Raw genomic sequence first — 21,374 nt, 5'->3', positions numbered from 1 at the left:
TCGGTATAATTAGGTGTGTAAAGAAAAGGAAGATGAGACACTATGGCTCAAATTGCTAAGAAAAAAATTAAAAAAACATCACCACTTGTTAAAATTATTTCAACATGTCTTGGTGTTGCCGTTCTTGCATTTTCGGGATACATGTTAACAAAATCCGTAAACGAATTAGTTACAACAGCACAACTTAAACAAGAACTAAATACCGTTCAATCCCAATTGGATACATTGAAAGATGAACAAACAACTCTCAATGAAGAAAAGGCTCGTTTAGAAGATCCGACCTACGTTCAAAACTATGCACGTGGTACCCACCTCTTATCGAAGTCGGGAGAACAAGTATTTATTTTACCTAAGGGTGAATAATAGAAAAGGTATGACATTGTGTCATACCTTTTTATTTTGTAAGTAAAGACGCAGCTTCATTGCAAGTGCAATTGTCTTTGCATCCGTAATTTCATTACTCATGATTTTTGCTTCAATCTCTGAGAGCTTGAGTTGATGAACGTGAAGTTCTTCACCCTCATCAAGATTTTGTCCAACAAATTCTAAATCAGTAGCGTAGAATAAGGCTAATGCTTCTGTAAGATAGGCAGGTGTTGGATGCATAATTCCAAGTGGCACAATAGTTTGGGCACGATATCCAATTTCTTCTTGAAGTTCACGTTTCGCAACATTGAGGGGAATTTCTCCTGGATCTGTTTTCCCAGCTGGAAATTCAGTCATGATCATTTCTGTACCAAAACGGAATTGATCAACGACATAAAAGTATTCATCATCGTGTGTCGCTGCGATTACAGCCCCACCAGGGTGTTTTAAGACTTCAGCTGTGAAAATACCTGCCTCGGTCTCAAAATCAGCCTCAAAGGCATCTATAAGAAAGCCGTCAAATTTTTTTCGTTCATCGAGTTTTTTATAAGGTTTTACCATTGTTTTTATAATCCTTTCGCGCACCAACATAGTGTTTAATAAGATAACCAAAGCAAACAATCAACAAAATTCCTGTGATAACGGGAATAAAGGGTTGTGGCCAAAACATATAAACAATCATCAAAATAAAAATTATAGCAATCAATCCATTATAAGTTTTGTCATCAGCAGCATTGTGAAATGCCTGTTTAAGTGGTTTCATCAACGTAATCCTTCTTTCATCACTTTTCATTCTAACTGAAATCATTTTTTCAAACAACAATAAAGAATGATGCATGATATAATGATAAAAAAAGAGGTGTGATTATGGGATTATTTGTATCATTTGAAGGACCAGACGGAAGCGGTAAGACAACTATCACGAAATATTTAACAGAGTATTTTATTGATAAAGGGGAAGATATCTTGCTAACACGTGAACCTGGGGGAATTGGAATTTCAGAAAAGATTCGAAACCTGATCCTTGATCCAGTCCACACAGAGATGGATGATCGAACGGAAGCATTATTGTATGCAGCAAGTCGTCGTCAACACTTAGTGGAGAAAATTGTACCTGCCGTCGAAGCAGGTCGTATCGTTTTTTGTGATCGTTTTGTTGATTCATCACTAGCGTATCAAGGATATGCCCGTGGAATCGGTATTGATGAAGTTTGGGAAATTAATAAGTTTGCAATTGATAGTCATCTTCCAGATGTTACGATTTTTATTGATTGTGACCCAGAAATTGGTTTGGAGCGTACAGGTAAACGGGGTGCAAAAGATCGTTTGGAGATGGAAGGGTTTGAATTTCATAAACGTGTCTATGAAGGATATCAAGAAGTCATTCGTCGTTTTCCAGACCGTATTCGTGTGATTGATGGTACTGGAACTGTCGAAGCGGTTGCTGCACAAGCAATAGCAATTATTGAAGAGGTTATTAATGAACGTTCAAACTGAAGCATTAAATTTATTTCATAAACAACAAGAAAAAAATCGTGTATCACATGCATACCTAATTGTAGGGAAAAGTGATGCTTTTTCTTTTGCAGAGTATATGGCGCAGAGTTTAATGTGCATGCAACAAGAAATTGGTGCGTGTGGAACATGTAGTGTGTGTCTTCGAATTAAAGAGCGAACACATGGTGACTATAGCGTTTTAAGTAGTAAAGATGAAAGTATTAAAAAGCAAGAGATTGTAACGTTGAAAGAGCAATTTGTTCAAACCAATATGGAAGCCAATTCTCGTAAAGTTTATATTATTGAAGATGTAGAAAATGCTAGTATCGCTGCTATGAATAGTATTTTAAAGTTTCTTGAAGAACCGGATAGTGATGTGACTGCAATTCTCACGACATCGCAACCCAATCGCGTCTTAGAAACGATTAAATCACGATGCCTACTTATTCAATTGAAGGACAATGATCAAAAAATGCTCTTCGAAGCCGGTATTGAAGAAGGACTTGATGAGCAAGATGCCTATTTATTATCAAGGGTTGAAAATACTGTCGAAGCAATGCTTTCAGTAAGTCAAAGCGAAGGTTATCAAGCGACCGTAGATTTGGCGTTAGAAGTTTTAGGGATGTTAAATGATAAACGCATTCACGAAGGTGTCGTTCTTATGCAGCACCGTGGTATCAAACAAAAAGTCTTAGACAAAACAACAATCGATTTATTTTTAGATGTACTCTTAGTGAGTTTGGATTTTGAAACATTTCCAAAATTTAATCAATATGTCGATAAAATGAATGACAATACAAAACTTGGATATAAGAAGCGTGTATTGATGATTAAAGACAGAATTCGCCCTGGGGTAAATACAAACTTACTCATTGATCAACTCGCTTATGAAATTGTAAATCAGCATAAAACATTTACGCTCTAGGAGGTCCCGCTATGATTAAACAACAAAGTTTTAAAAATGAACTGCCAACACTGTATCTTGTCGCAACACCAATTGGAAACTTACAAGAAATGACACCACGTGCCATTGAGATTCTCAAAACGGTAGACATTGTTGCTGCAGAGGATACACGTAATGCGCGTAAATTATTTTCGCATTTTGAGATTGAAACGAAGTTAATCAGTCATCATGCTCACAACGAACATGAGAGTTCACAAGGGATTATCGAACTATTGCATAACCATTCGAGCGTTGCATTAATTAGTGATGCAGGATACCCCCTAATTTCAGATCCCGGGCAAACCTTGGTTCGAGATGTTATTGCTGCTGGATACAATGTTGTACCAATTTCAGGTGCGAGTGCATTTCTAAATGCATTAGTCGCATCAGGTCTTGTTGCCCAACCATTTGCGTTTATGGGATTCTTGGAACATAAGGAGAATCAACTAAAAAAACAGCTCGAAAAGGATAAAGATTTGCCGATGACAACTGTCTATTATTTATCGGTTCACAAGTTAGCAAAGACCCTAGAAATCGTGTATGATGTATTAGGTAATCGCCAAATATGCCTTGTTCGTGAACTCACCAAAATGCATGAAGAATTCATACGTGGCAGTGTTACCGAAGTTATCGATGCAGTCGATGTGATTAAAGGCGAATTTGTTCTTGTCATTGAGAAAAATTCAGTTGAAGAAATTGTGACGTTTGAAACGCTCATTTCGCAAATTGATGACGCAATTTCAGAGGGAAATTCAGTATCACGATCAATCTCATTGGTAGCGAAGCGTAATAATGTATCTAAAAATGATCTTTATGCGCAGTACCACGAATCAAAATAGGAGAGATAAAATGAAAATTTTTGATTATGAAGATATTCAATTGATTCCCAATAAATGTATTGTGAACAGTCGTTCAGAGTGTGATACAAGCATTGAATTAGGAAACCGCCGTTTTGAAATGCCAATTGTTCCTGCAAACATGCAAACCGTTATTGATGAACCCCTCGCAATCTGGTTAGCAGAAAATAACTATTTTTATGTTATGCACCGCTTCGATGAAGCACGTCGTTATGACTTCATAAAGGAAATGGCAGAACGTAATTTATTTTCATCGATTAGCGTTGGTGTCAAAGGTGATGAGTATGGTTTTATCGAACAACTCGCTAATGACAATGTGATCCCTGATTATATTACAATTGATATTGCTCATGGTCACTCAGAGTCCGTTATCTCAATGATTAAACATATTAAAAAATTCATTCCTCAAACATTCGTAATTGCGGGTAATGTCGCAACACCTGAAGCTGTTCGCGAACTTGAAAATGCGGGAGCGGATGCTACGAAAGTTGGCGTTGGACCTGGAAAAGTATGTATCACAAAATTAAAAACAGGTTTTGGAACTGGTGGATGGCAACTATCAGCGCTAGCATGGTGTGCTAAAGCTGCACGTAAGCCAATTATTGCTGATGGGGGTATTCGCGACCATGGTGATATTGCAAAATCAATTCGTTTTGGAGCAACAATGTGTATGATTGGTTCACTCTTTGCAGGGCACGAAGAATCTCCAGGTGAAACTGTTGAAAAAGATGGTGTTACATTCAAAGAATACTTTGGTAGTGCGTCACAATTCCAAAAAGGTGAACATAAAAATGTCGAAGGTAAGAAAATCTTGGTACCATACAAGGGAAATCTTGCCGATACATTGTTAGAAATGAAGCAAGACTTACAATCTTCAATCTCCTATGCGGGTGGAAGAGACCTTGAGTCAATCCGCAAAGTAGATTACGTAATTGTTAAGAATTCTATATTTAACGGCGACCGTTAAAATATGATATAATTTACACAGGGTGATGCTATGAGTTTAAAACTTACAAAACAAAGACAAGAAATCCTCGATGTTATTCAAGCATCTGACGGACATATGACCGCAGACGAAATACATTCAACATTAAAAGAGCATGGAGTATCGGTAGGAATTGCGACTATTTATCGCAATCTTAACGTTTTGTATGCAGAAAAGTTGATTAACCGTGTGCGCCATCCTGAGCTAGGATTTATCTATGATAAGAATCTCCATGATCATTATCATTTTAGATGTCGCGAATGCAATCGAATACAAGATGTAGAGATTGAGTATCGCGATGATTTACATGCGCTTGTAGAACAAGAACTTGGATGTCTCGTGATTGATCACGATATGTCATTTGAGGGAATCTGCAGCGAATGTTTAAAAAAACGAACCAAAAAAAGCTAAATCCCGTAATTACGGGATTTTTCAATAGATACGAAAGGGATAGTACATGCATACAAAAATATTAAATTTCCGTGATTTAGCTGGAATACCTGTTACTAATGGCGTTGTGAAACCACATAAATTGTTGCGAGGTGGTCCTCTTGAAAATTTGGATGACCAAACGCGAGCACGTCTTGTTGATGAATTTGAGTTAACGCATGTGATCGACTTGCGGACACTTAATGAACAAGATCGTCAACCTAACGAAATTCTTGATGGTGTCCGTTATACGCATTTGGATATACTCGGTAAACGTGAACGCACAACAGCAGACCCTATGGAAATGCTAAAGATGGTCGAAGACGTAAACTCGGTTGAGCATATGCAATCACTAAATGATACATTTATTCGTGATGAAGACGCTCGCAATGAGTACCGCCAATTCTTCAAGGAACTTTTAAATAATCGTGAAGGTGCTACTTACTTCCATTGTTCAGCAGGAAAAGATCGGACCGGATTCGCAGCTGCTCAAATATTGAAAATTCTTGGGGCATCCCGAGAATCGATTTTAGAAGATTATTTGATGACAAATATCCTAAATAAAGATAATCAGAAACGTATGGTTGCTCTTATGTTAGAACAACATCCTGATGCGACACCAGAACAAATTGAAAATTATCGAGGATATACAATGGTTGCGGAATCCTATATTCAAGCAGCATTTGATGCAATCGATGAAGATTATGGAGATTTTGATACCTACGTTGCGGAAGTCCTAGAACTTACTGCAGACGATATTGAAATACTTCAAACAATTTACGTAACAGAACAATAATCTCAGTGGGATTGAATCCCATTGAGATTTTCTTTTCTAAGTTGTGAGAAGTGACTAAATAAGCTATAATTACAAAGAAATATGCGGAGGCCTATATGAAAGATAAAAAAAATTATTACATTACATCCGCCATTGCTTATACCTCAGCAAAGCCTCATGTTGGGAACATTTATGAAATCGTATTAGCTGATGCTATCGCGAGATTTAAACGTGCACAAGGCTTTAATGTTCGTTTCCAAACTGGAACAGACGAGCATGGACAAAAAATCGAGGATTATGCGATTGCAGCGGGCATTACACCAAAAGAACATGTTGATAACATTTCTACAATTATTCGTGATCTTTTTGATCTCATGGACGTAAAATATGATTACTTCATTCGAACAACAGATGAAGATCATAAAGCACAAGTCAAAAAAGTATTCAAAAAATTACATGACCAAGGGGATATCTATAAAGGTGTTTACGAAGGTTGGTACTGTAAAGCTGATGAAGCATTTTACTCAGACATTCAAGTTAAAGGTGGTTTATGCCCAGATTGTGGTGCAAAATTAGAACGTCAAAAAGAAGAAACATACTTCTTTAAAATGAGCAAATATCAAGATCGTTTGGTAAAACATATTCAAGATAATCCAAATTTCATTCAACCAGAATCACGTAAAAATGAAATGGTCAAAAACTTTTTAACAGAACCACTTCACGATTTAGCGGTTTCTCGTACAAGTTTCAAATGGGGAATTCCTGTTGATTTTGATCCAGAACATGTTGTTTACGTATGGATTGATGCATTAATCAACTATATTACAGGTATTGGATATGATGCTGATGGAAACCATAGTGCAGAGTTTGCAGAATGGTGGCCAGCAGATGTTCATTTAATTGGTAAAGATATTTTACGATTCCACACAATTTACTGGCCAATTATTCTCATGGCATTAGATGTTGAATTACCCGAACAAATTTTTGGTCATCCATGGTTACTTGCCGGTGATGATAAGATGAGTAAGTCAAAAGGAAACATGGTTTATGTTGACGACTTGGCTGCAGTGTTTGGTGTTGATCCTGTTCGTTATATTATGCTTCATGAAATGCCATATGAACGTGATGGCCATATCACAAATGAACTGATGATTGAACGTATTAACACAGACCTTGCGAATATTATAGGGAACTTAGTTAATCGTACAGTTGCGATGATCAATAAATACTACGGGGGTGTCCTAACGGTGAACACTGTGACAGACCCACTAGATACAGAACTTGTTGATGCAATTCAAAACTTGATACCAAATGTCGAAACAAAAATGGAAACGTTACATGTTGCAGATGCAATCAGTGAAATTGTAAGTCTTTTCCGTAAAGGAAATAAATATATTGATGATACACAACCATGGGTACTGGCAAAAGATGAAGCGTCAAGTGATCGCCTACAAACCGTACTTTATAATCTTGTAGAATTGATTCGTGTTGGTGGTATCGCTTTAGAAGCATTCATTCCATCGACATCTCAAAAAATTCTTGACCAGATTAATGTTGAAGATCGTTCATTCGAAAGTGCTCGTCAATATGGTCGTACACCATTGGGTCACAAAGTTATCGATAAAACTGAAATTATCTTCTCACGTTTAGATAAAGAAGAAACTTTAGCAAAACTTACTGTTGAAGAAGAACCAGCAGTGGTTGAAGAAGTCGTCGAAGAAATCACGATAGACGAATTCAAGAAAATGATCCTAAAAACAGGAACAATAGTCGATGTTGAGAAACATCCAAAAGCCGACAAACTCTATGTAGTTCAAGTTGACTTAGGATCTAAAACTGTCCAAGTCGTAAGTGGTCTTGTGGAACACTTTACGAAGGACGAACTAATGGGGAAACAAGTTGTTGTAGTAACGAACTTAAAACCTGTCAGTTTACGCGGTGTCCAATCAAACGGAATGATCCTAGCAGCCAAAGATGCTGAGGGAATGGATCTTGTTTCAGGTGGAACTGTCGCAAACGGAACACAAATTAGTTAATCAGTCCCTCCGCAAGGAGGGATTTATTTTTAGGAGGAATTTATGAAAGTTGTTTTTATCCGTCATGGTCGTTCTATGGCTAATGATACGGGTGTTTGTGCAGGTTGGTACGATACACCGTTATGTGAAAAAGGAATTGAAGAGTTACGTCAACACCGAGAAACGTATACCTATCCCAAAACCGATCGTTATTACAGCTCTGATCTGAGCCGCGCTTACGATACATTTAAAATTCTTTATGGTGAAGAAACACCGCTTGCAGAGAAAACATCAGCATTTCGTGAAATGTCAGTGGGCGATTATGAAAATGTTGCATGGGATGCCATGGATTTTAATCCGTTCGACGAACTCTTTGGAAACAATAAACCAGTTCTAAATGGTGAGACTGTTTCGCAAATGAGTTTACGTGTTTTTGGAAAGCTAACTAAAATACTTTCCGAAATGGATGCGTCGAATGAAGATAGTGTTACGATTGTTTGTCATGCAGGTGTTATTATGATGGTTCTTACATTTCTTGCGCCACTGTCGTTTGAAGAGCGTATGAATATTGAAGCACCCAATGGACTGGGATATGTCATGGATTTAGATTTTGATGCAATGCATAATCATATCCGCCTTAACTCTTACCATAAAGTCTGGGAGTAAAGGTCGCTTTCAAGGGTGAATCTTGGTACAATACAACCAGAGGTGATAGCATGAAAGTTGTATTAGTAAGACATGGATTTACAGTTGGAAATGATTTAGGTACTTATACAGGTTGGAGCGACACAATGTTGTCGGATAAAGGAATTCGAGAACTCAAAGAATACCGTGAAACGTATAATTACCCTAAAACAGATCGTTATTATACATCTGATTTAACACGTACAATTGATACATTTAAACTTATTTATGGTGAAGAAACACCAATTACGGAATCAACATTTGCCTTCCGTGAGATTAACTTTGGTGATTATGAAGATGTTCGTTGGGATCAAATCAACAACATTCCTTACAATGAAGTTTATATCCAAAACAAACCTCATGTGAATGGTGAAACCATTTCTCAAGTTAGTTTGCGTTTGTTTGGAAAACTGACGGCAGTACTCGGGGAAATGCAAAAAGCAGGCGAAGATAGTGTAACAATCGTCTGTCATTCCGGAGTCATTAAGACCATCTTGATGTTCCTCAAACCTGTATCTTTTGATAATTATCGTCGTATCGATACGCCAAATGGCTTGGGATATATTCTCGATGTTGATTTTGATGCTTTAAATAACTACATCACATTGAACTATTATGATCCAATCGAAAAGATAAAATAAAAACTGTCTATTTAGACAGTTTTTTGTTTGATTATTTCAATGGAATTGCGATTGAAAAAGGAATAAGTGTCTCTTGACCGATTGACTCAACATATAAGATGTTATGAAGCTCATTGGTGTAATCAGCAGCAGTTACTTCCGTTTCATAAGTGAGTGCCTCAGATCGAGATAAATTAGATAAAGTAACGGTGTCATAGTTCAAAAAAGACAATGCGTTGGTACTCATAAACCCGTATTCGGGATTAAAGAATCGCGGAATTACAATATCTGTCTTTGGCTTGGCAAGGAAGTAGTTTAGATTAACATCGGTTTTCTTGCCTGTGTTTGCTTTGAGATAGGCAAGCGTTCCTGGGAATCGTTGGTCAACGTTTAATTGATAGGTTTCCGCATTCTTTTGATACATAACAATGTACTCAAGTTTGCCACCATCCTGAGTGTAATCTTGTGTTGAATCTATATTTCTTAAATCATTAGTATAAATGGTTCCAAGTTCTGCAAAGTTTCCAGTAAACTCATGTTCAGCTGTCAGTGTGTTATTAAAAATTTGCATCGCAGTAGGATTAAAACGTGGTCGTGATAATGGATTAATTTGAATCAGTGTTTCTGATGTATGCATCATTGAGAAGAGAGGATCCAACTTATCTTTACGAACAAAGAACTCCCGGTTCATTTGACTGCCATTATCCAAATTATAGGAGAATTTGAGTAATGCATAAGGTGACTGTCCTGGTTCTGTAAAGATATCGCTGTAGGACAATACGGATGCATCTTTTTCAAAATCATCCACAATTGATTGGTGGAATGCAACGAAATCGTTAATACCTTCATCAGATGTGATAAAGATATCTTTGGTTGAACCTTCACCAAAAGGTAATTGAGCAACGGTACTTCCTGAAATCTTAATGCGTTCAACATTTTCGACATGTGGCACGCGTGTAGTGAAACCATAGCCATTTGAAACAAAAATAAATGCACAGGTTACAATTGTAACAAGAACAACAATACCGTAGTTTCGTGTTATTTCTCGGATATTTCGGGTCGATCGGTTTTTAATAATATTTAATAAAACGTAAATGACATAGCAAAGTAAGATAGGAAGAATAATGACGAATGGTGATAGGAAATGGTTCACATTAGTGAGAATTGCCCAGAACGCGATCAAACCAACCAGTAACAATGCTGTGAATAAAGATGTAATGAGACTGAAGAAAACGCGATTCGTAAACGGTTGTTCTGTCTTTTCAGATTTTCGAATTTGGTATAGATAGATAGAAACAGCATTAATAATAATTCCAAGAATAAGCCAGTATGATGAGATAATCGTTGGACTGTATTCGACCCCTAAACTATTGGTAACATGGAAAGTTGCGATATGGGGCGAGAAGAGTGCAAGCATTTCTCCAGATCCTGATGCAAAACCAAGAATGAAGCGTCCGGCAAAGAATTGGACAGCGGTATATGCAATGTACGGTGCGATCGATAAAATTACAGTGTAGATAATTGCATCGGACAGTGTTCCAGTATTCATGATGACAAAAATTGTCATACTCATAATTGCTGCGAAAATAATAACTAAACGTGCATATATAAAGAGATGCTCAATGGACATTGGAATAATATTCAAAATATAAGAAAGAATATAACCCAGACCATATGTAATCGTAAATGGAATTACAACCATCATTAACGATGCAAATAAATAGGTAATATATAAATCACGACGTCGTACTGGCAACGAGTGATAAATGTTAACCGACTTACTCGAAAATAAATAGTTAAAGAATAAGAAAGGTGAAATGGCACTGATGAAAACAGTGACAGTCGCGAGTAAGCCAACTAAGAATTGTGGAAATGGATTCAAGGTCGATGTTGCTGAACTATTGAGCCAATTGATAAAGATTGGTAGTGGAAAAGTTGTTAGCAACAATATAGTGAAAACCGTCATAAATGCTTTGAGTCGTTTCGCGTGGAAGCCGATGAGATCAAAGTTTATCCGTGATGTGAATAAGAGTTTCATATGTTGACCTCCGCCATAAAAATTTCATCGAGTGATGTATCATCATGTTCGTAAAGAATAGGGTTTAGTGTTTCAAGGAAGGCTTCTATTTCTGACCGATTTCCTTTAACCAGAAGTGTAAAGATTCGCGATTTACCACTGATGCGTAGTGTCTCAATGTTTGTGAAGACTTTAGGATCAATGTCGTTCGCAAATGCAATCTGGTATTTATGATAGGAATTTAAGAACTCTTCTTGAGAGTAGTTCATCTGAATTGTATTCTTATCTAAGATAACTACTGAATCGCAAATATCTGACAACTCTTGAAGGTTATGTGATGAGATGATCACAATTGTTTTATTTGTTGCGACTTCATCGCTAATCATCTGACGAATTTTGAAGCGCATTAAGGGATCAAGACCATCAAATGCTTCGTCTAAAAGCAGAACTTTGGTGCGTGCTGCGATTCCAAGAAGGAGTGAGACTTGGCGTTTCATCCCTTTCGAGAAGGAGTTTAAAGATTGATCTTCATCTAAATCAAAAAGATAGAGTAATTCGTAGAAACGACCATCGTCAAAATTTTTATAGAACACTTTATAAAAATCGCGCATTTCTTTGATGGTTGCTTTGGTCATAAAATAGGCGTCATCGCTAACAAAGAAAACCTCTTTTTGGACATTTGGATTATCGAATACTTGTTGTTGGTTAAATGCAACAATTCCTGCATCTGCTTCAACGACACCAGCAATGAGTCGTAAAAAGGTGGATTTTCCAGCACCGTTTCGGCCGATAAGTCCTAAAATCGTACCGTCTTCAATACGGATGTTGATGTCTTCGAGCACTTCGCGGTGCTCGTAGCGTTTGTTAACATTAATAAATTGGATCATGAGTGTGCCCTCTTTAGAAAATTTTGAACAGTCTCTGGGTCTTCACCCAGTTCAATAAGTTGTTGATATGCGCTTGCTAACAAGGAATAGGCATCTTCTAAGACTGAGTCTAGTCCTTCGGTTGTCTCGCTGACAAACGAACCTTTTCCTGCTACGGAATAGATTAAACCAGCCATTTCGCATTCGTGATAAGCCTTTGAAACTGTATTCGGATTGATTCCTAATTCTTTAGCAAGAATCCGTACTGTTGGAAGTTGATCGTGTGGCTTCAATATCCCAATAGCGATATACTTAGCGACTTGTTGCACAATCTGTTCAAAGATCGGCAAGGAACTTCTTGAATTAATACTGAACATAATGTCACCTCTATCTGTACCACTTATAGTAATACAGTAATACAAAGCGGTATCGGGTGTCAATAGTTTAGGCATAAAATAGCGGATTTTATGGATAATGTGTTAAAATCTAAGACGGAGGCTTTAGATATGTATGATGTTATAGTAGTAGGAGGCGGTCATGCCGGTGTTGAAGCAGCAGTAGCTGCAGCTCGCATGGGGCAAAAAACTGCACTCTTTACGTTAAATGTTGATCGAATCGCAGCCATGCCTTGCAACCCCTCAATTGGAGGTCCTGCAAAAGGTATTGTTGTTCGCGAAATTGAGGCATTGGGTGGTGTTATGGGAAAAATTGCAGACCAAACAGCACTACAATTCCGTGTATTAAATTCAAGTAAAGGACCAGGCGTACAAAGCTTACGAGTCCAATCTGACAAAATCGAATACAGTAAAGCCATGCGTGATGCTGTATTAAATGAACCGGGTATTGAAATTGTCCAAAAAATGGTGGAAGGACTAGTTGTTGAGGATGGAAAAATTGTTGGTATTCAATGTGCTAATGATGAATTCATTGCAACAAAGACAGTAATTATTACTTCCGGAACCTATATGAGTTCAAAAATTTTGGTCTCAGATCGTGTTACCCATTCGGGTCCTGAAGGTGATCCAACGTCAAACAAACTGTCCAATTCTATACGTGCTCTTGGTCTGAAAACATTCCGTTTAAAGACTGGAACCCCTGCACGTGTCTATACAGATAGTATTGACTTTACTAAGACAACGATTCAACCGGGTGATGACAAACCGTATTATTTCTCAAATACAACACGTAAAGAAGATGTTATTCAAGAACAATATGCTTGTTACCTAACCTATACAAATGAAGAAACTCATAAAATTATCCAAGCCAACTTAGGAAAATCAAGTATGTATTCAGGTGTTGTAGAAGGTGTTGGTGCGCGTTACTGCCCATCTATTGAAGATAAGATTGTACGTTTTGCAGATAAAGAACGTCATCAAATTTTCTTGGAACCTGAAGCAGCATCGCTTGATACAACATATGTTCAAGGACTCAGTTCATCTTTACCTGAAGATGTACAAGATGCAATGTTACGTACGATTCCTGGATTGGAAAATGTACGTGTTCAGAAATACGGATATGCCATCGAATATGATGCAATTGATCCAATTCAATTGAAACCAACCCTAGAAATAATGTCTGTTGATGGTCTGTTTACAGCGGGCCAAATTAATGGTACTTCAGGGTATGAAGAAGCCGCGGGTCAAGGGCTTATGGCTGGTATCAATGCTGCATTAAAAGTACGTGGTGAAGAACCTCTTATTTTAAAACGTGATGAAGCATATATTGGTGTTATGATTGACGATTTGGTAACAAAAGGAACGTTAGAGCCATACCGTTTGCTTACATCTCGTGCAGAATACCGCCTGTTATTACGTCACGATAATGCGTATAGACGTCTATCCCATTTTGGACAACGCATAGGCTTATTACATGATGATAAGGCACAATCTATTCAAGATGATATTGCGATTATTGATGCGTTTATTGAAGAATCGAAAACAATTAAAGTACCTCATGATGATAACTTTACAGCATACTTTGCGTCAAAGGATTCTCCATTTGAAAGTCATGACTTAACGCTGTATGATGCGGTTAAACGTCCGGGTATCGAGTTACTGGAGATGCTTGAATTGTTCAATATGGATGTACGTCAAGATCTTGCATTCCAAATTCAAGTAGAGATTAAGTATGAAGGTTACATCCGTAAAGCCATGAAGGATGCGGAAAAACTACGTTCGATGGAAAATATAAAACTTCCAGAAGACATTAATTATGATGCAATTGATAACTTATCAATTGAGGGAAAACAAAAACTTGGATTGGTGCGTCCTGTCACAATGGGACAAGCTTCACGAATATCGGGTGTTAATCCTGCCGATGTCGCAATCCTAGCAATGGTTCTCAAACAAAGAAATAAACAAGCTTAGCACCCATTCGTGGGTGTTTTTCTTTGCAGTTTACCAATCGATAATGTATAAAAATTGAAAACTAGGCACTTTTAGAATGACTTCGAGATCCAACATCATGAATACACCAAAAAAATGATATAATACAAGTAATCGACCCCAAAGGAGGACCTGTTATGAAAATAGGGACAATCGGAAGTGGTGTTATTGTTGAAGAATTTATACAAGCTGCACGGATCGTTGATGGTGTCAGTTTTGATGCCGCATATTCGAGAACCATGGACCGTGCATCACTCTTTGCACAAAAAAATGACATACCGAAAGCTTATGATGATCTTGATGCAATGCTAGCTGACCCAGCATTAGATTTTATTTATATTGCATCACCAAATAGTTTGCATTATACCTATACAATGCAAGCACTCCATGCTGGAAAAAATGTCATTGTAGAAAAACCTTTTGCTGGAAATGTGGCCCGAGCACAAGAAATGATTGCCTTGGCAAAAGCGAAGCATTTAATGTTGTTTGAAGCGATTTGCAACATACATATGCCACACTTTAAGTATATAAGCCAACAATTCGACCGAATTGCTCCAATTAAGGCAATTCAATGTAATTTTAGCCAGTACTCAAGCCGTTATACGCAATTAAAAAATGGTGAAGTCACAAATGTCTTTGATCCACAATTTTCGGGTGGAGCGCTAGCAGATATTAACATTTACAACCTTCATTTTGTTGTGGGGTTATTTGGGAAACCTGATCATGTTACTTACATCGCAAATACGCATGAAAATGGAATTGATACTTCAGGTGTTGTTACACTTACGTATCCTGGCATGGTTGTTGAATGTGTTGGTGCGAAAGATAGTTTTTCCAAAAATTTCGGACAAATACAAGGCGAAAACGGCTATCTCTACATTCCTGAAGGGGTAAACAGTATTAAAAGTGTCGAAACGATTACAAAAGGCGCAAAAATCGATTATAATATTCAAGATAAACCACGTCTTTACTATCAAGTAGATGTATTCAAAAATATTTATGATACACAAGATTTTGCTCGTCGTGACGCATTACTTGAACACAGCCTTGCTGTTGTCGAAGTTGCCGAAAAAGCACGCAATGCAATCAATCTAAAATTTGAATTTTAATAAAGGAGTATGCATGAATTTCAACGTATTTATAGAACAGATAAATACATTAGGAATTGTTGTTTCAGATACGATGGAGCAACAATTTTTAACGTATAAATCACTCATTCAAGAAGTGAATCAAGTGTTGAATCTTACTGCCATTGACGATGATGCAGGGATTTTCCATAAGCATTTTTATGATTCACTACTGATATCTCCATTGATTAAGGAAGACACGACCCTAGCTGATATCGGTAGTGGGGCTGGCTTTCCAGGGATCGTGATTGCTATTGCTAGGCCGGATGTTCATGTGACATGTATTGAGCCCACAACAAAGCGTACAAATTTTCTAAATCGTGTTGTTGCAGAATGTGACCTCAAAAATGTTACGGTCTTAAACCAAAGAGCTGAAGATGCAATTGTTGATTTGAGAGAATCGTTTGACTATGCGACGGCACGGGCAGTAGCATATCTCGATATTCTCAGTGAGTTATGCCTTCCGTTCGTCAAAATGGGTGGAACCTTTCTGGCGATGAAAGGTCAACGCGCAATGGAAGAACTGGAAATATCAAAAAAGGCCATCACAACCCTTGGCGGGTCTTTCAAAGAAAGTCACTTTTTTGATGATGAAATTATGGGTGAGCGATATAACCTTGAAATCGTTAAAATTAAGAACACGCCAAAGAAATATCCACGTATTTATGCTAAAATAAAGAAGACACCGTTGTCGGGGAGGAATCATGATTGATCGCAAAGATATACCGATTGAACTAGTACAGCCCAATCGTTACCAACCACGTACTGTATTTGATGAAGAAAGCTTATTGGAATTGGCCCAATCTATTCGTGAGAATGGCTTAATTCAACCAATAGTTGTTCGTGAAGTTGATGATCATTATGAGATTATTGCAGGCGAAAGACGTTATCGCGCCATGCTCATGTCCGGATTTTTAACGGTACCAAGTATTATTAGCAATATCAATGATGAAAAAAGTGCAACATTAGCACTTATTGAAAATATCCAAAGAGAAAATTTAAGTGTCCTTGAGGAAGCACGCTCATACCGTGACTTACTAAGACTTCAAGGGATTACGCAAAAAGAACTTGCATCACGTGTCGGAAAATCACAATCAGCAATTGCCAATAAAATTCGTTTGTTGGAACTGCCTGAACCAATTCTTGAATCACTTGGGAAAAGAGAAATAACGGAGCGTCATGCACGTGCACTATTGGGTGTTGAACGTGAAAAACAAGAAGAATTCCTAGAGGCGATACTTGCCAAAAAGTTGAATGTTAAACAAACAGAAACTATGGTAAATAAACCAAAAAAACGCAAACCTGTTACGCGTGGAATTTCCCAACATATTAAAATTGGTATCAATACGATAAACCAATCTGTACAAATGATTGAAAAAACAGGAATTGCTGTAAAAGCAGAAATGGAAGACTTAGAAGACGAAGTTGTCATGACAATTCGCTTCCCAAAATAAAACCATAGAAATAAAGGATGTGAGTCAATGGGGAAAATTATAGCCGTAGCAAATCAAAAAGGTGGCGTAGGAAAAACAACGACCAGTATCAACTTATCTGCAGGATTAGCTTACTTAGGTCAAAAAGTTCTACTAATTGATCTGGATCCGCAAGGAAACGCATCGCAAGGTGTTGGCGCAAGTCGTATGTCGATTAAAGACAGCACCTATGACTTAATCCTTACAGATAAAGAAGTAGAAGACGTAGCAATTTCGCTAACGACACCACCAATGGATTTAATTCCTGCTACCATCGATTTAGCGGGTGCTGATCTTGAGATGGTCGAGTTTAAAGTAGGGCGTGAACGTTTACTTAAAAATAAATTAGAATCAGTTAAAGACAAATACGATTTCATTATTATCGATTGTCCACCATCATTGGGATTACTGAATACAAATGCATTAACAGCAGCAGATTCCGTAATAATTCCAGTACAATGTGAATACTATGCTTTGGAAGGATTAACACAATTGCTTTCAACCATTCGCCTTGTACAAAAACTGTTTAATCCAGAATTGAAAATTGAAGGCGTACTCCTTACCATGTTTGATGTTCGTACACGTTTGAGTGTTGAAGTTCAACAAGAGGTTCGTAAGTATTTCAAAGAACGCGTCTACAAAAGTAATATACCGCGAAATGTTAAATTATCTGAAGCACCATCTCGAGGCAATACGATTTTTGAATATGACCTCAAATCCGAAGGTGCAAAAGCTTATGCTTCATTAGCAAAAGAAGTTTTATCGCAGAATAAGAAAGAGAGTTGATATACATGGTCGATAGCAATCGCCTTGGACGTGGACTTGGAGCCATCTTTGGAGACGATGTAAGTAATGTCTTAGAAGATATTCAACAGGGAAAAAACGATGCATTTGGAGGCGTTAAAAACGTCATCAACATTAAAGACATTCGTACAAACCCGTATCAACCACGCCGCCACTTTGATGAACAAAAAATCGCAGAGTTGGCCGAATCAATTAAAACACACGGTTTATTCACTCCAATTTTAGTTCGAGAAACTAAAAAAGGATATGAGCTTGTTGCAGGGGAGCGCCGTTTGCGTGCATCAAAACTTGCAGGTCTTAAAGAAATTGCAGCTATCGTTGTAGAATTTGATGATTCACAAATGATGGAAATTGCGATTATTGAGAACGTTCAACGTGAAGATTTAAATGTCATTGAAGAAGCTATGGGATATCAATCCCTCATTGAACGTCTTGGGTTAACTCAAGAAGAAGTTGCATCACGTGTCAGCAAATCACGCAGTCATATCACCAATTTGCTCAGACTTTTACGCTTGCCCAAAGCGGTCCAAGAGATGGTAAGTGAGAATAAGTTAACGATGGGTCATGTTCGCCCACTTGTTACACTAGAAGACGATAAAGAAATCATTCGTATCGCTCAAGAAATCTACGATCGTAAATTATCAGTTCGCGAGGCTGAGGCTCTTGTCAATAAACATGGGCAAACCGATGAACCTAGCGAAAAGAAAGCTTCCGAGCACCCTGAGTACAGCTATGTGAAATCGCTGTTTGAGAAGAAACTTCAGACACGTATCAATGTAGATAATAAAAAAGTAACAATTCATTTCTCAGATGATGATGACTTAAACAGAATCTTAGAAATTTTAGGAGTTATGGAATAGTAATGATCCGGTAAGGAGGACATATGCCATTATTCTTTCAAGTAATTGCGATGATTGGTGCCTTAAGTGCGATACCACTCGCAATATGGATGTATCGAAAAAAATACATCGATATCTTTATTCTGGGTGGGATAGGAATATATGTTGCCGTGTTTAGTAGTATGGAACCAATGCCATTGTTTGCTATTAATTCCGACATCTTTATTATTCGATTTATAAATGATTTTCTACTAGTTCAGCTCTTCTCAATAACACTTGTTTTGTGTGTTGTGTTGTTAGTTACGATACTATACCGAAAATTTATCAAGAAACAATAACTGAAACTCTGGGTATGAAATACCCAGAGTTTTTCTTTGAAAACAACTTAAAAACACATATAGTTGCGATAACACCTAAAAAGCAAGATAACATATGAAATCCTCAATGTTTTCATAGCATTAAGGTATATTTTCTCGTAATCTATAAGATAGAAAGGTAGAATGCACATTAGTGAATTCTATAGACACGATAGTATGGCACAAATTTATTATGTAGATGCGCAATTAGGTCATGATTCCAATAACGGAACCAATCCTCATGAAGCATGGCAGTCGCTCGAGAACGTTAATACGATAGCATTTCAACCTGGAGATTCAATCCTATTTAAAACGGATTGTGAATGGTTCGGACACTTGCATCCACACGGTTCTGGAACTGTTAATGAGCGCATTAAAATTGGTTCATATGGCACAGGATCACGACCAGCAATTCATGGTATGGGTGTCACGTCTGTAATTTTACTCGTCAATCAAGAATACTGGGAAATATCTCATTTAGAAATAACAAATAAAAATCCAAAAGGTGACGTACAGGGCCCTCGCCGAGGTATAGATATTCAAAACGTTAACTACGGAAATGATACTAATCAGGTTACGAACCTCGATACGATAACTAAGCTTCATGATTTTTACATTCATGATATGTACATTCATGACATTCAAGGCGAAGATAAAAAAGATGCTGATGGAAGTGCGGGAATACAGTTCAGTGTATTAATTCCTAATATTTCGGAGGGAATCCCAGCGGAACATTCAGTCAATCAACGTAGCACATTTGATGGAATTCGAATTGAAAATAACGAATTAAGAAACATTGATCGTTCAGGGATTATCTTCTGGACTGACTGGAAGAGTCGTGATTTATTACGTCATGCGGACTTCTTGTATGGTGATAAAACTAAAACACCGTGGACGCCTATCCTAAATACTTATATTGCACGTAACAAGTTGTTCAATATTGGTGGTGATGGGATTGCGCCGCATATGACCGAATCGGCAGTTATCGAATACAACTTTATTGATGGCTATAATACAACATCGGAAGGCTTTAATGCAGGGATGTGGGTCTGGAATAGTGATAATGCGTTATTCCAGTACAACGAAGCAACAGGTGGGATATCCATTCGAGATGGAATGCCATGGGACTTTGATCAAGCTAACAAAGGAACTATCTATCAATACAATTACTCTTATGGAAATGAAGGGGGAACACTCCTAATTTGTCCTGAAAATGAGGGTAATGGTATTGTCGACTGTATCTTCCGTTATAACCTAAGTTATAACGACTTATATCAAACATTTACAATTGGTGTCGGTGATACCGCTCAAAACATTCAGGTTCATAACAATGTCTTCTATTTGGATGAGACGATGAATACGAATCATATGGTTGCCCAAGGTGGTAATAATCATGCAGAAATTTTCAATAATATTTTTGTAAATTATGGCACTGGTACCTATACAAAGAAAGATAAATGGCAGTACCGTCATAATCTCTATGTTGGTAATAATGTACCTGATTATGAAACGATCCCAGATGTGCAACCTTTGTATAGTGATCCACAGTTTGTGAATACAGATTTTCCAGGTACGATTCTTAATAAGGATATGGAAACACGTGATGTAACGGACTGGTCAGCACTCGACGGATTTCAGGTCTTGATGACATCACCCGCTATTGATGCTGGAGTACCCGTTTCAAAGGATTCATTAGATTTCTATAAAAACAAGAGTGGTCATTATGCAAATATTGGCCTCGATCAAAAGACACGCTAAACAGTGTGTCTTTTCTCTAGGAGGCTAGAAGTCACAACATAAGCGCTAAAGAATGCGAGTTAATCATAAATTGACGTCATTTTCGATAAACATGGTAAAGTTTGAAGAAGCTGAACAATAGTGGAGGATGCAATGAAAAAATTGTGGCAAATGATCGTTAAACATGCGTGACTAATTTGGATTGTATTGGTTTATCTGGGTGTGATGCTGTATCTTCAAATTTATGATTTTTTTGTAGGGTATCTATTTTTTGATATTGCATACAGTTCTGGGGATAATATTGCAAGCGTTCGTGATTTATCAAATTCGATTGTTTCCGATTTGAGTCTTGGGATGACAGTATTCCTCGTTATTTCCGTCATTCTTTACGTTATGATGTTGCGAAGAAAACTGACAACGGTAACAAAAGACTGGGATTAAACAGCTAACACTATGGCATTAAAAAGGAGGGTGATTAAGCACACTTTCCTTTTATTTTGACTATATTTGAAATTATTTCCAAAGAAAAATAACAATAAAACAACCGATGGTGTGTAAGTGGTTGCACATTTCGATTATTTTAAATAATTCTCTTATATAT

The 21,374-nt window shown here is 37.4% G+C and carries 24 protein-coding genes; 19 read left to right on the top strand and 5 right to left on the bottom strand.

Going from position 1 to position 21,374, the window contains the following annotated elements; translation table 11 throughout:
• The first annotated feature begins 42 nt into the window (after nt 1–42).
• Nucleotides 43–363, top strand: a complete 321-nt coding sequence (locus GVV20_RS07615) for an FtsB family cell division protein (RefSeq protein ID WP_159639959.1) — start codon at nt 43–45, stop codon at nt 361–363.
• A 21-nt stretch (nt 364–384) separates the two neighbouring features.
• Here GVV20_RS07615 and GVV20_RS07610 read toward each other — a convergent pair whose 3' ends face one another.
• The gene (locus tag GVV20_RS07610; RefSeq protein WP_159741328.1) at nt 385–927 is read right to left on the bottom strand and encodes an NUDIX hydrolase; all 543 of its coding nucleotides are present in this window, start codon (nt 925–927) and stop codon (nt 385–387) included.
• On the bottom strand, nt 911–1,129 hold the full coding sequence (locus GVV20_RS07605) for a hypothetical protein (RefSeq protein WP_159741327.1): 219 nt from the start codon (nt 1,127–1,129) through the stop codon (nt 911–913). The genes GVV20_RS07610 and GVV20_RS07605 overlap by 17 nt, the downstream gene beginning before the upstream one ends.
• Nucleotides 1,130–1,233: 104 nt before the next feature.
• Here GVV20_RS07605 and tmk point away from each other — a divergent pair, with 104 nt between their 5' ends.
• The 9 genes from tmk (at nt 1,234) to GVV20_RS07560 (ending at nt 9,192) form a co-directional block, all read left to right on the top strand.
• Complete coding sequence (gene tmk / locus GVV20_RS07600; RefSeq protein ID WP_159641728.1) at nt 1,234–1,863, top strand: dTMP kinase; 630 nt, start codon at nt 1,234–1,236, stop codon at nt 1,861–1,863.
• Nucleotides 1,847–2,788 carry a DNA polymerase III subunit delta' gene (locus tag GVV20_RS07595; protein WP_159741326.1) on the top strand — a complete coding sequence of 314 codons (942 nt, stop codon included), beginning with the start codon at nt 1,847–1,849 and terminating at the stop codon, nt 2,786–2,788. The genes tmk and GVV20_RS07595 overlap by 17 nt, the downstream gene beginning before the upstream one ends.
• An 11-nt stretch (nt 2,789–2,799) precedes the next feature.
• Nucleotides 2,800–3,645 carry a 16S rRNA (cytidine(1402)-2'-O)-methyltransferase gene (gene rsmI, locus GVV20_RS07590; RefSeq protein WP_159741325.1) on the top strand — a complete coding sequence of 282 codons (846 nt, stop codon included), beginning with the start codon at nt 2,800–2,802 and terminating at the stop codon, nt 3,643–3,645.
• A 10-nt stretch (nt 3,646–3,655) separates the two neighbouring features.
• Nucleotides 3,656–4,630 (top strand): GMP reductase, encoded by a 975-nt coding sequence (guaC, locus tag GVV20_RS07585; RefSeq protein WP_159634899.1) that lies wholly within the window; start codon nt 3,656–3,658, stop codon nt 4,628–4,630.
• A 30-nt stretch (nt 4,631–4,660) separates the two neighbouring features.
• Nucleotides 4,661–5,059, top strand: a complete 399-nt coding sequence (locus tag GVV20_RS07580) for a Fur family transcriptional regulator (RefSeq protein WP_159634902.1) — start codon at nt 4,661–4,663, stop codon at nt 5,057–5,059.
• A 46-nt stretch (nt 5,060–5,105) separates the two neighbouring features.
• On the top strand, nt 5,106–5,873 hold the full coding sequence (locus GVV20_RS07575; RefSeq protein WP_159741324.1) for a tyrosine-protein phosphatase: 768 nt from the start codon (nt 5,106–5,108) through the stop codon (nt 5,871–5,873).
• A gap of 95 nt (nt 5,874–5,968) precedes the next feature.
• Nucleotides 5,969–7,888, top strand: coding sequence for a methionine--tRNA ligase (gene metG / locus GVV20_RS07570; RefSeq protein ID WP_159812716.1), 1,920 nt, complete (start codon nt 5,969–5,971; stop codon nt 7,886–7,888).
• A gap of 42 nt (nt 7,889–7,930) precedes the next feature.
• Nucleotides 7,931–8,533 carry a histidine phosphatase family protein gene (locus tag GVV20_RS07565; protein ID WP_159741445.1) on the top strand — a complete coding sequence of 201 codons (603 nt, stop codon included), beginning with the start codon at nt 7,931–7,933 and terminating at the stop codon, nt 8,531–8,533.
• Nucleotides 8,534–8,583: 50 nt separating this feature from the next.
• Nucleotides 8,584–9,192, top strand: coding sequence for a histidine phosphatase family protein (locus tag GVV20_RS07560; protein ID WP_159650022.1), 609 nt, complete (start codon nt 8,584–8,586; stop codon nt 9,190–9,192).
• A gap of 31 nt (nt 9,193–9,223) precedes the next feature.
• Here GVV20_RS07560 and GVV20_RS07555 read toward each other — a convergent pair whose 3' ends face one another.
• Genes GVV20_RS07555 through GVV20_RS07545 form a run of 3 tightly spaced genes read right to left on the bottom strand, consistent with a single transcriptional unit; the run spans nt 9,224 to nt 12,431 of the window.
• Nucleotides 9,224–11,209, bottom strand: coding sequence for an ABC transporter permease (locus tag GVV20_RS07555; protein WP_159741446.1), 1,986 nt, complete (start codon nt 11,207–11,209; stop codon nt 9,224–9,226).
• Complete coding sequence (locus GVV20_RS07550) at nt 11,206–12,075, bottom strand: ABC transporter ATP-binding protein (protein ID WP_159741447.1); 870 nt, start codon at nt 12,073–12,075, stop codon at nt 11,206–11,208. Before GVV20_RS07550 ends, GVV20_RS07555 begins: the two co-directional genes overlap by 4 nt.
• The gene (locus GVV20_RS07545) at nt 12,072–12,431 is read right to left on the bottom strand and encodes a GntR family transcriptional regulator (protein WP_159741448.1); all 360 of its coding nucleotides are present in this window, start codon (nt 12,429–12,431) and stop codon (nt 12,072–12,074) included. The genes GVV20_RS07550 and GVV20_RS07545 overlap by 4 nt, the downstream gene beginning before the upstream one ends.
• A gap of 129 nt (nt 12,432–12,560) precedes the next feature.
• Here GVV20_RS07545 and mnmG point away from each other — a divergent pair, with 129 nt between their 5' ends.
• The 9 genes from mnmG (at nt 12,561) to GVV20_RS07500 (ending at nt 21,214) form a co-directional block, all read left to right on the top strand.
• Entirely contained in the window at nt 12,561–14,420 is a 1,860-nt protein-coding gene (gene mnmG, locus GVV20_RS07540; RefSeq protein ID WP_236261771.1) for a tRNA uridine-5-carboxymethylaminomethyl(34) synthesis enzyme MnmG, read from the top strand.
• 155 nt (nt 14,421–14,575) lie between these two features.
• Nucleotides 14,576–15,547: a Gfo/Idh/MocA family protein gene (locus GVV20_RS07535; RefSeq protein ID WP_159741450.1), complete on the top strand. Its 972-nt coding sequence runs from the start codon at nt 14,576–14,578 to the stop codon at nt 15,545–15,547.
• A gap of 13 nt (nt 15,548–15,560) precedes the next feature.
• On the top strand, nt 15,561–16,277 hold the full coding sequence (rsmG, locus tag GVV20_RS07530) for a 16S rRNA (guanine(527)-N(7))-methyltransferase RsmG (RefSeq protein ID WP_159812714.1): 717 nt from the start codon (nt 15,561–15,563) through the stop codon (nt 16,275–16,277).
• Nucleotides 16,270–17,019, top strand: coding sequence for a nucleoid occlusion protein (noc, locus tag GVV20_RS07525; protein WP_159634935.1), 750 nt, complete (start codon nt 16,270–16,272; stop codon nt 17,017–17,019). The genes rsmG and noc overlap by 8 nt, the downstream gene beginning before the upstream one ends.
• A 27-nt stretch (nt 17,020–17,046) precedes the next feature.
• Entirely contained in the window at nt 17,047–17,823 is a 777-nt protein-coding gene (locus GVV20_RS07520) for a ParA family protein (RefSeq protein ID WP_159634938.1), read from the top strand.
• A 5-nt stretch (nt 17,824–17,828) separates the two neighbouring features.
• The gene (locus tag GVV20_RS07515; protein WP_407925784.1) at nt 17,829–18,701 is read left to right on the top strand and encodes a ParB/RepB/Spo0J family partition protein; all 873 of its coding nucleotides are present in this window, start codon (nt 17,829–17,831) and stop codon (nt 18,699–18,701) included.
• Between the two features lie 23 nt (nt 18,702–18,724).
• Nucleotides 18,725–19,018 (top strand): hypothetical protein, encoded by a 294-nt coding sequence (locus GVV20_RS07510; RefSeq protein ID WP_159634941.1) that lies wholly within the window; start codon nt 18,725–18,727, stop codon nt 19,016–19,018.
• Between the two features lie 195 nt (nt 19,019–19,213).
• Nucleotides 19,214–20,794, top strand: coding sequence for a hypothetical protein (locus tag GVV20_RS07505; RefSeq protein ID WP_159740699.1), 1,581 nt, complete (start codon nt 19,214–19,216; stop codon nt 20,792–20,794).
• 204 nt (nt 20,795–20,998) lie between these two features.
• A complete protein-coding gene (locus GVV20_RS07500) occupies nt 20,999–21,214 on the top strand; it encodes a hypothetical protein (RefSeq protein WP_159740700.1) in 216 nt (71 codons plus the stop codon).
• The last annotated feature ends 160 nt before the right edge of the window (nt 21,215–21,374 follow it).

Origin of the sequence: Erysipelothrix aquatica (assembly GCF_009828775.2) — a bacterium.
In the GTDB taxonomy this organism is placed as follows: Bacteria; Bacillota_I; Bacilli_A; order Erysipelotrichales; family Erysipelotrichaceae; genus Erysipelothrix; species Erysipelothrix aquatica.
Note: the sequence above shows the minus strand (reverse complement) of the source record. Positions and strands in the feature narration are given on the sequence as shown.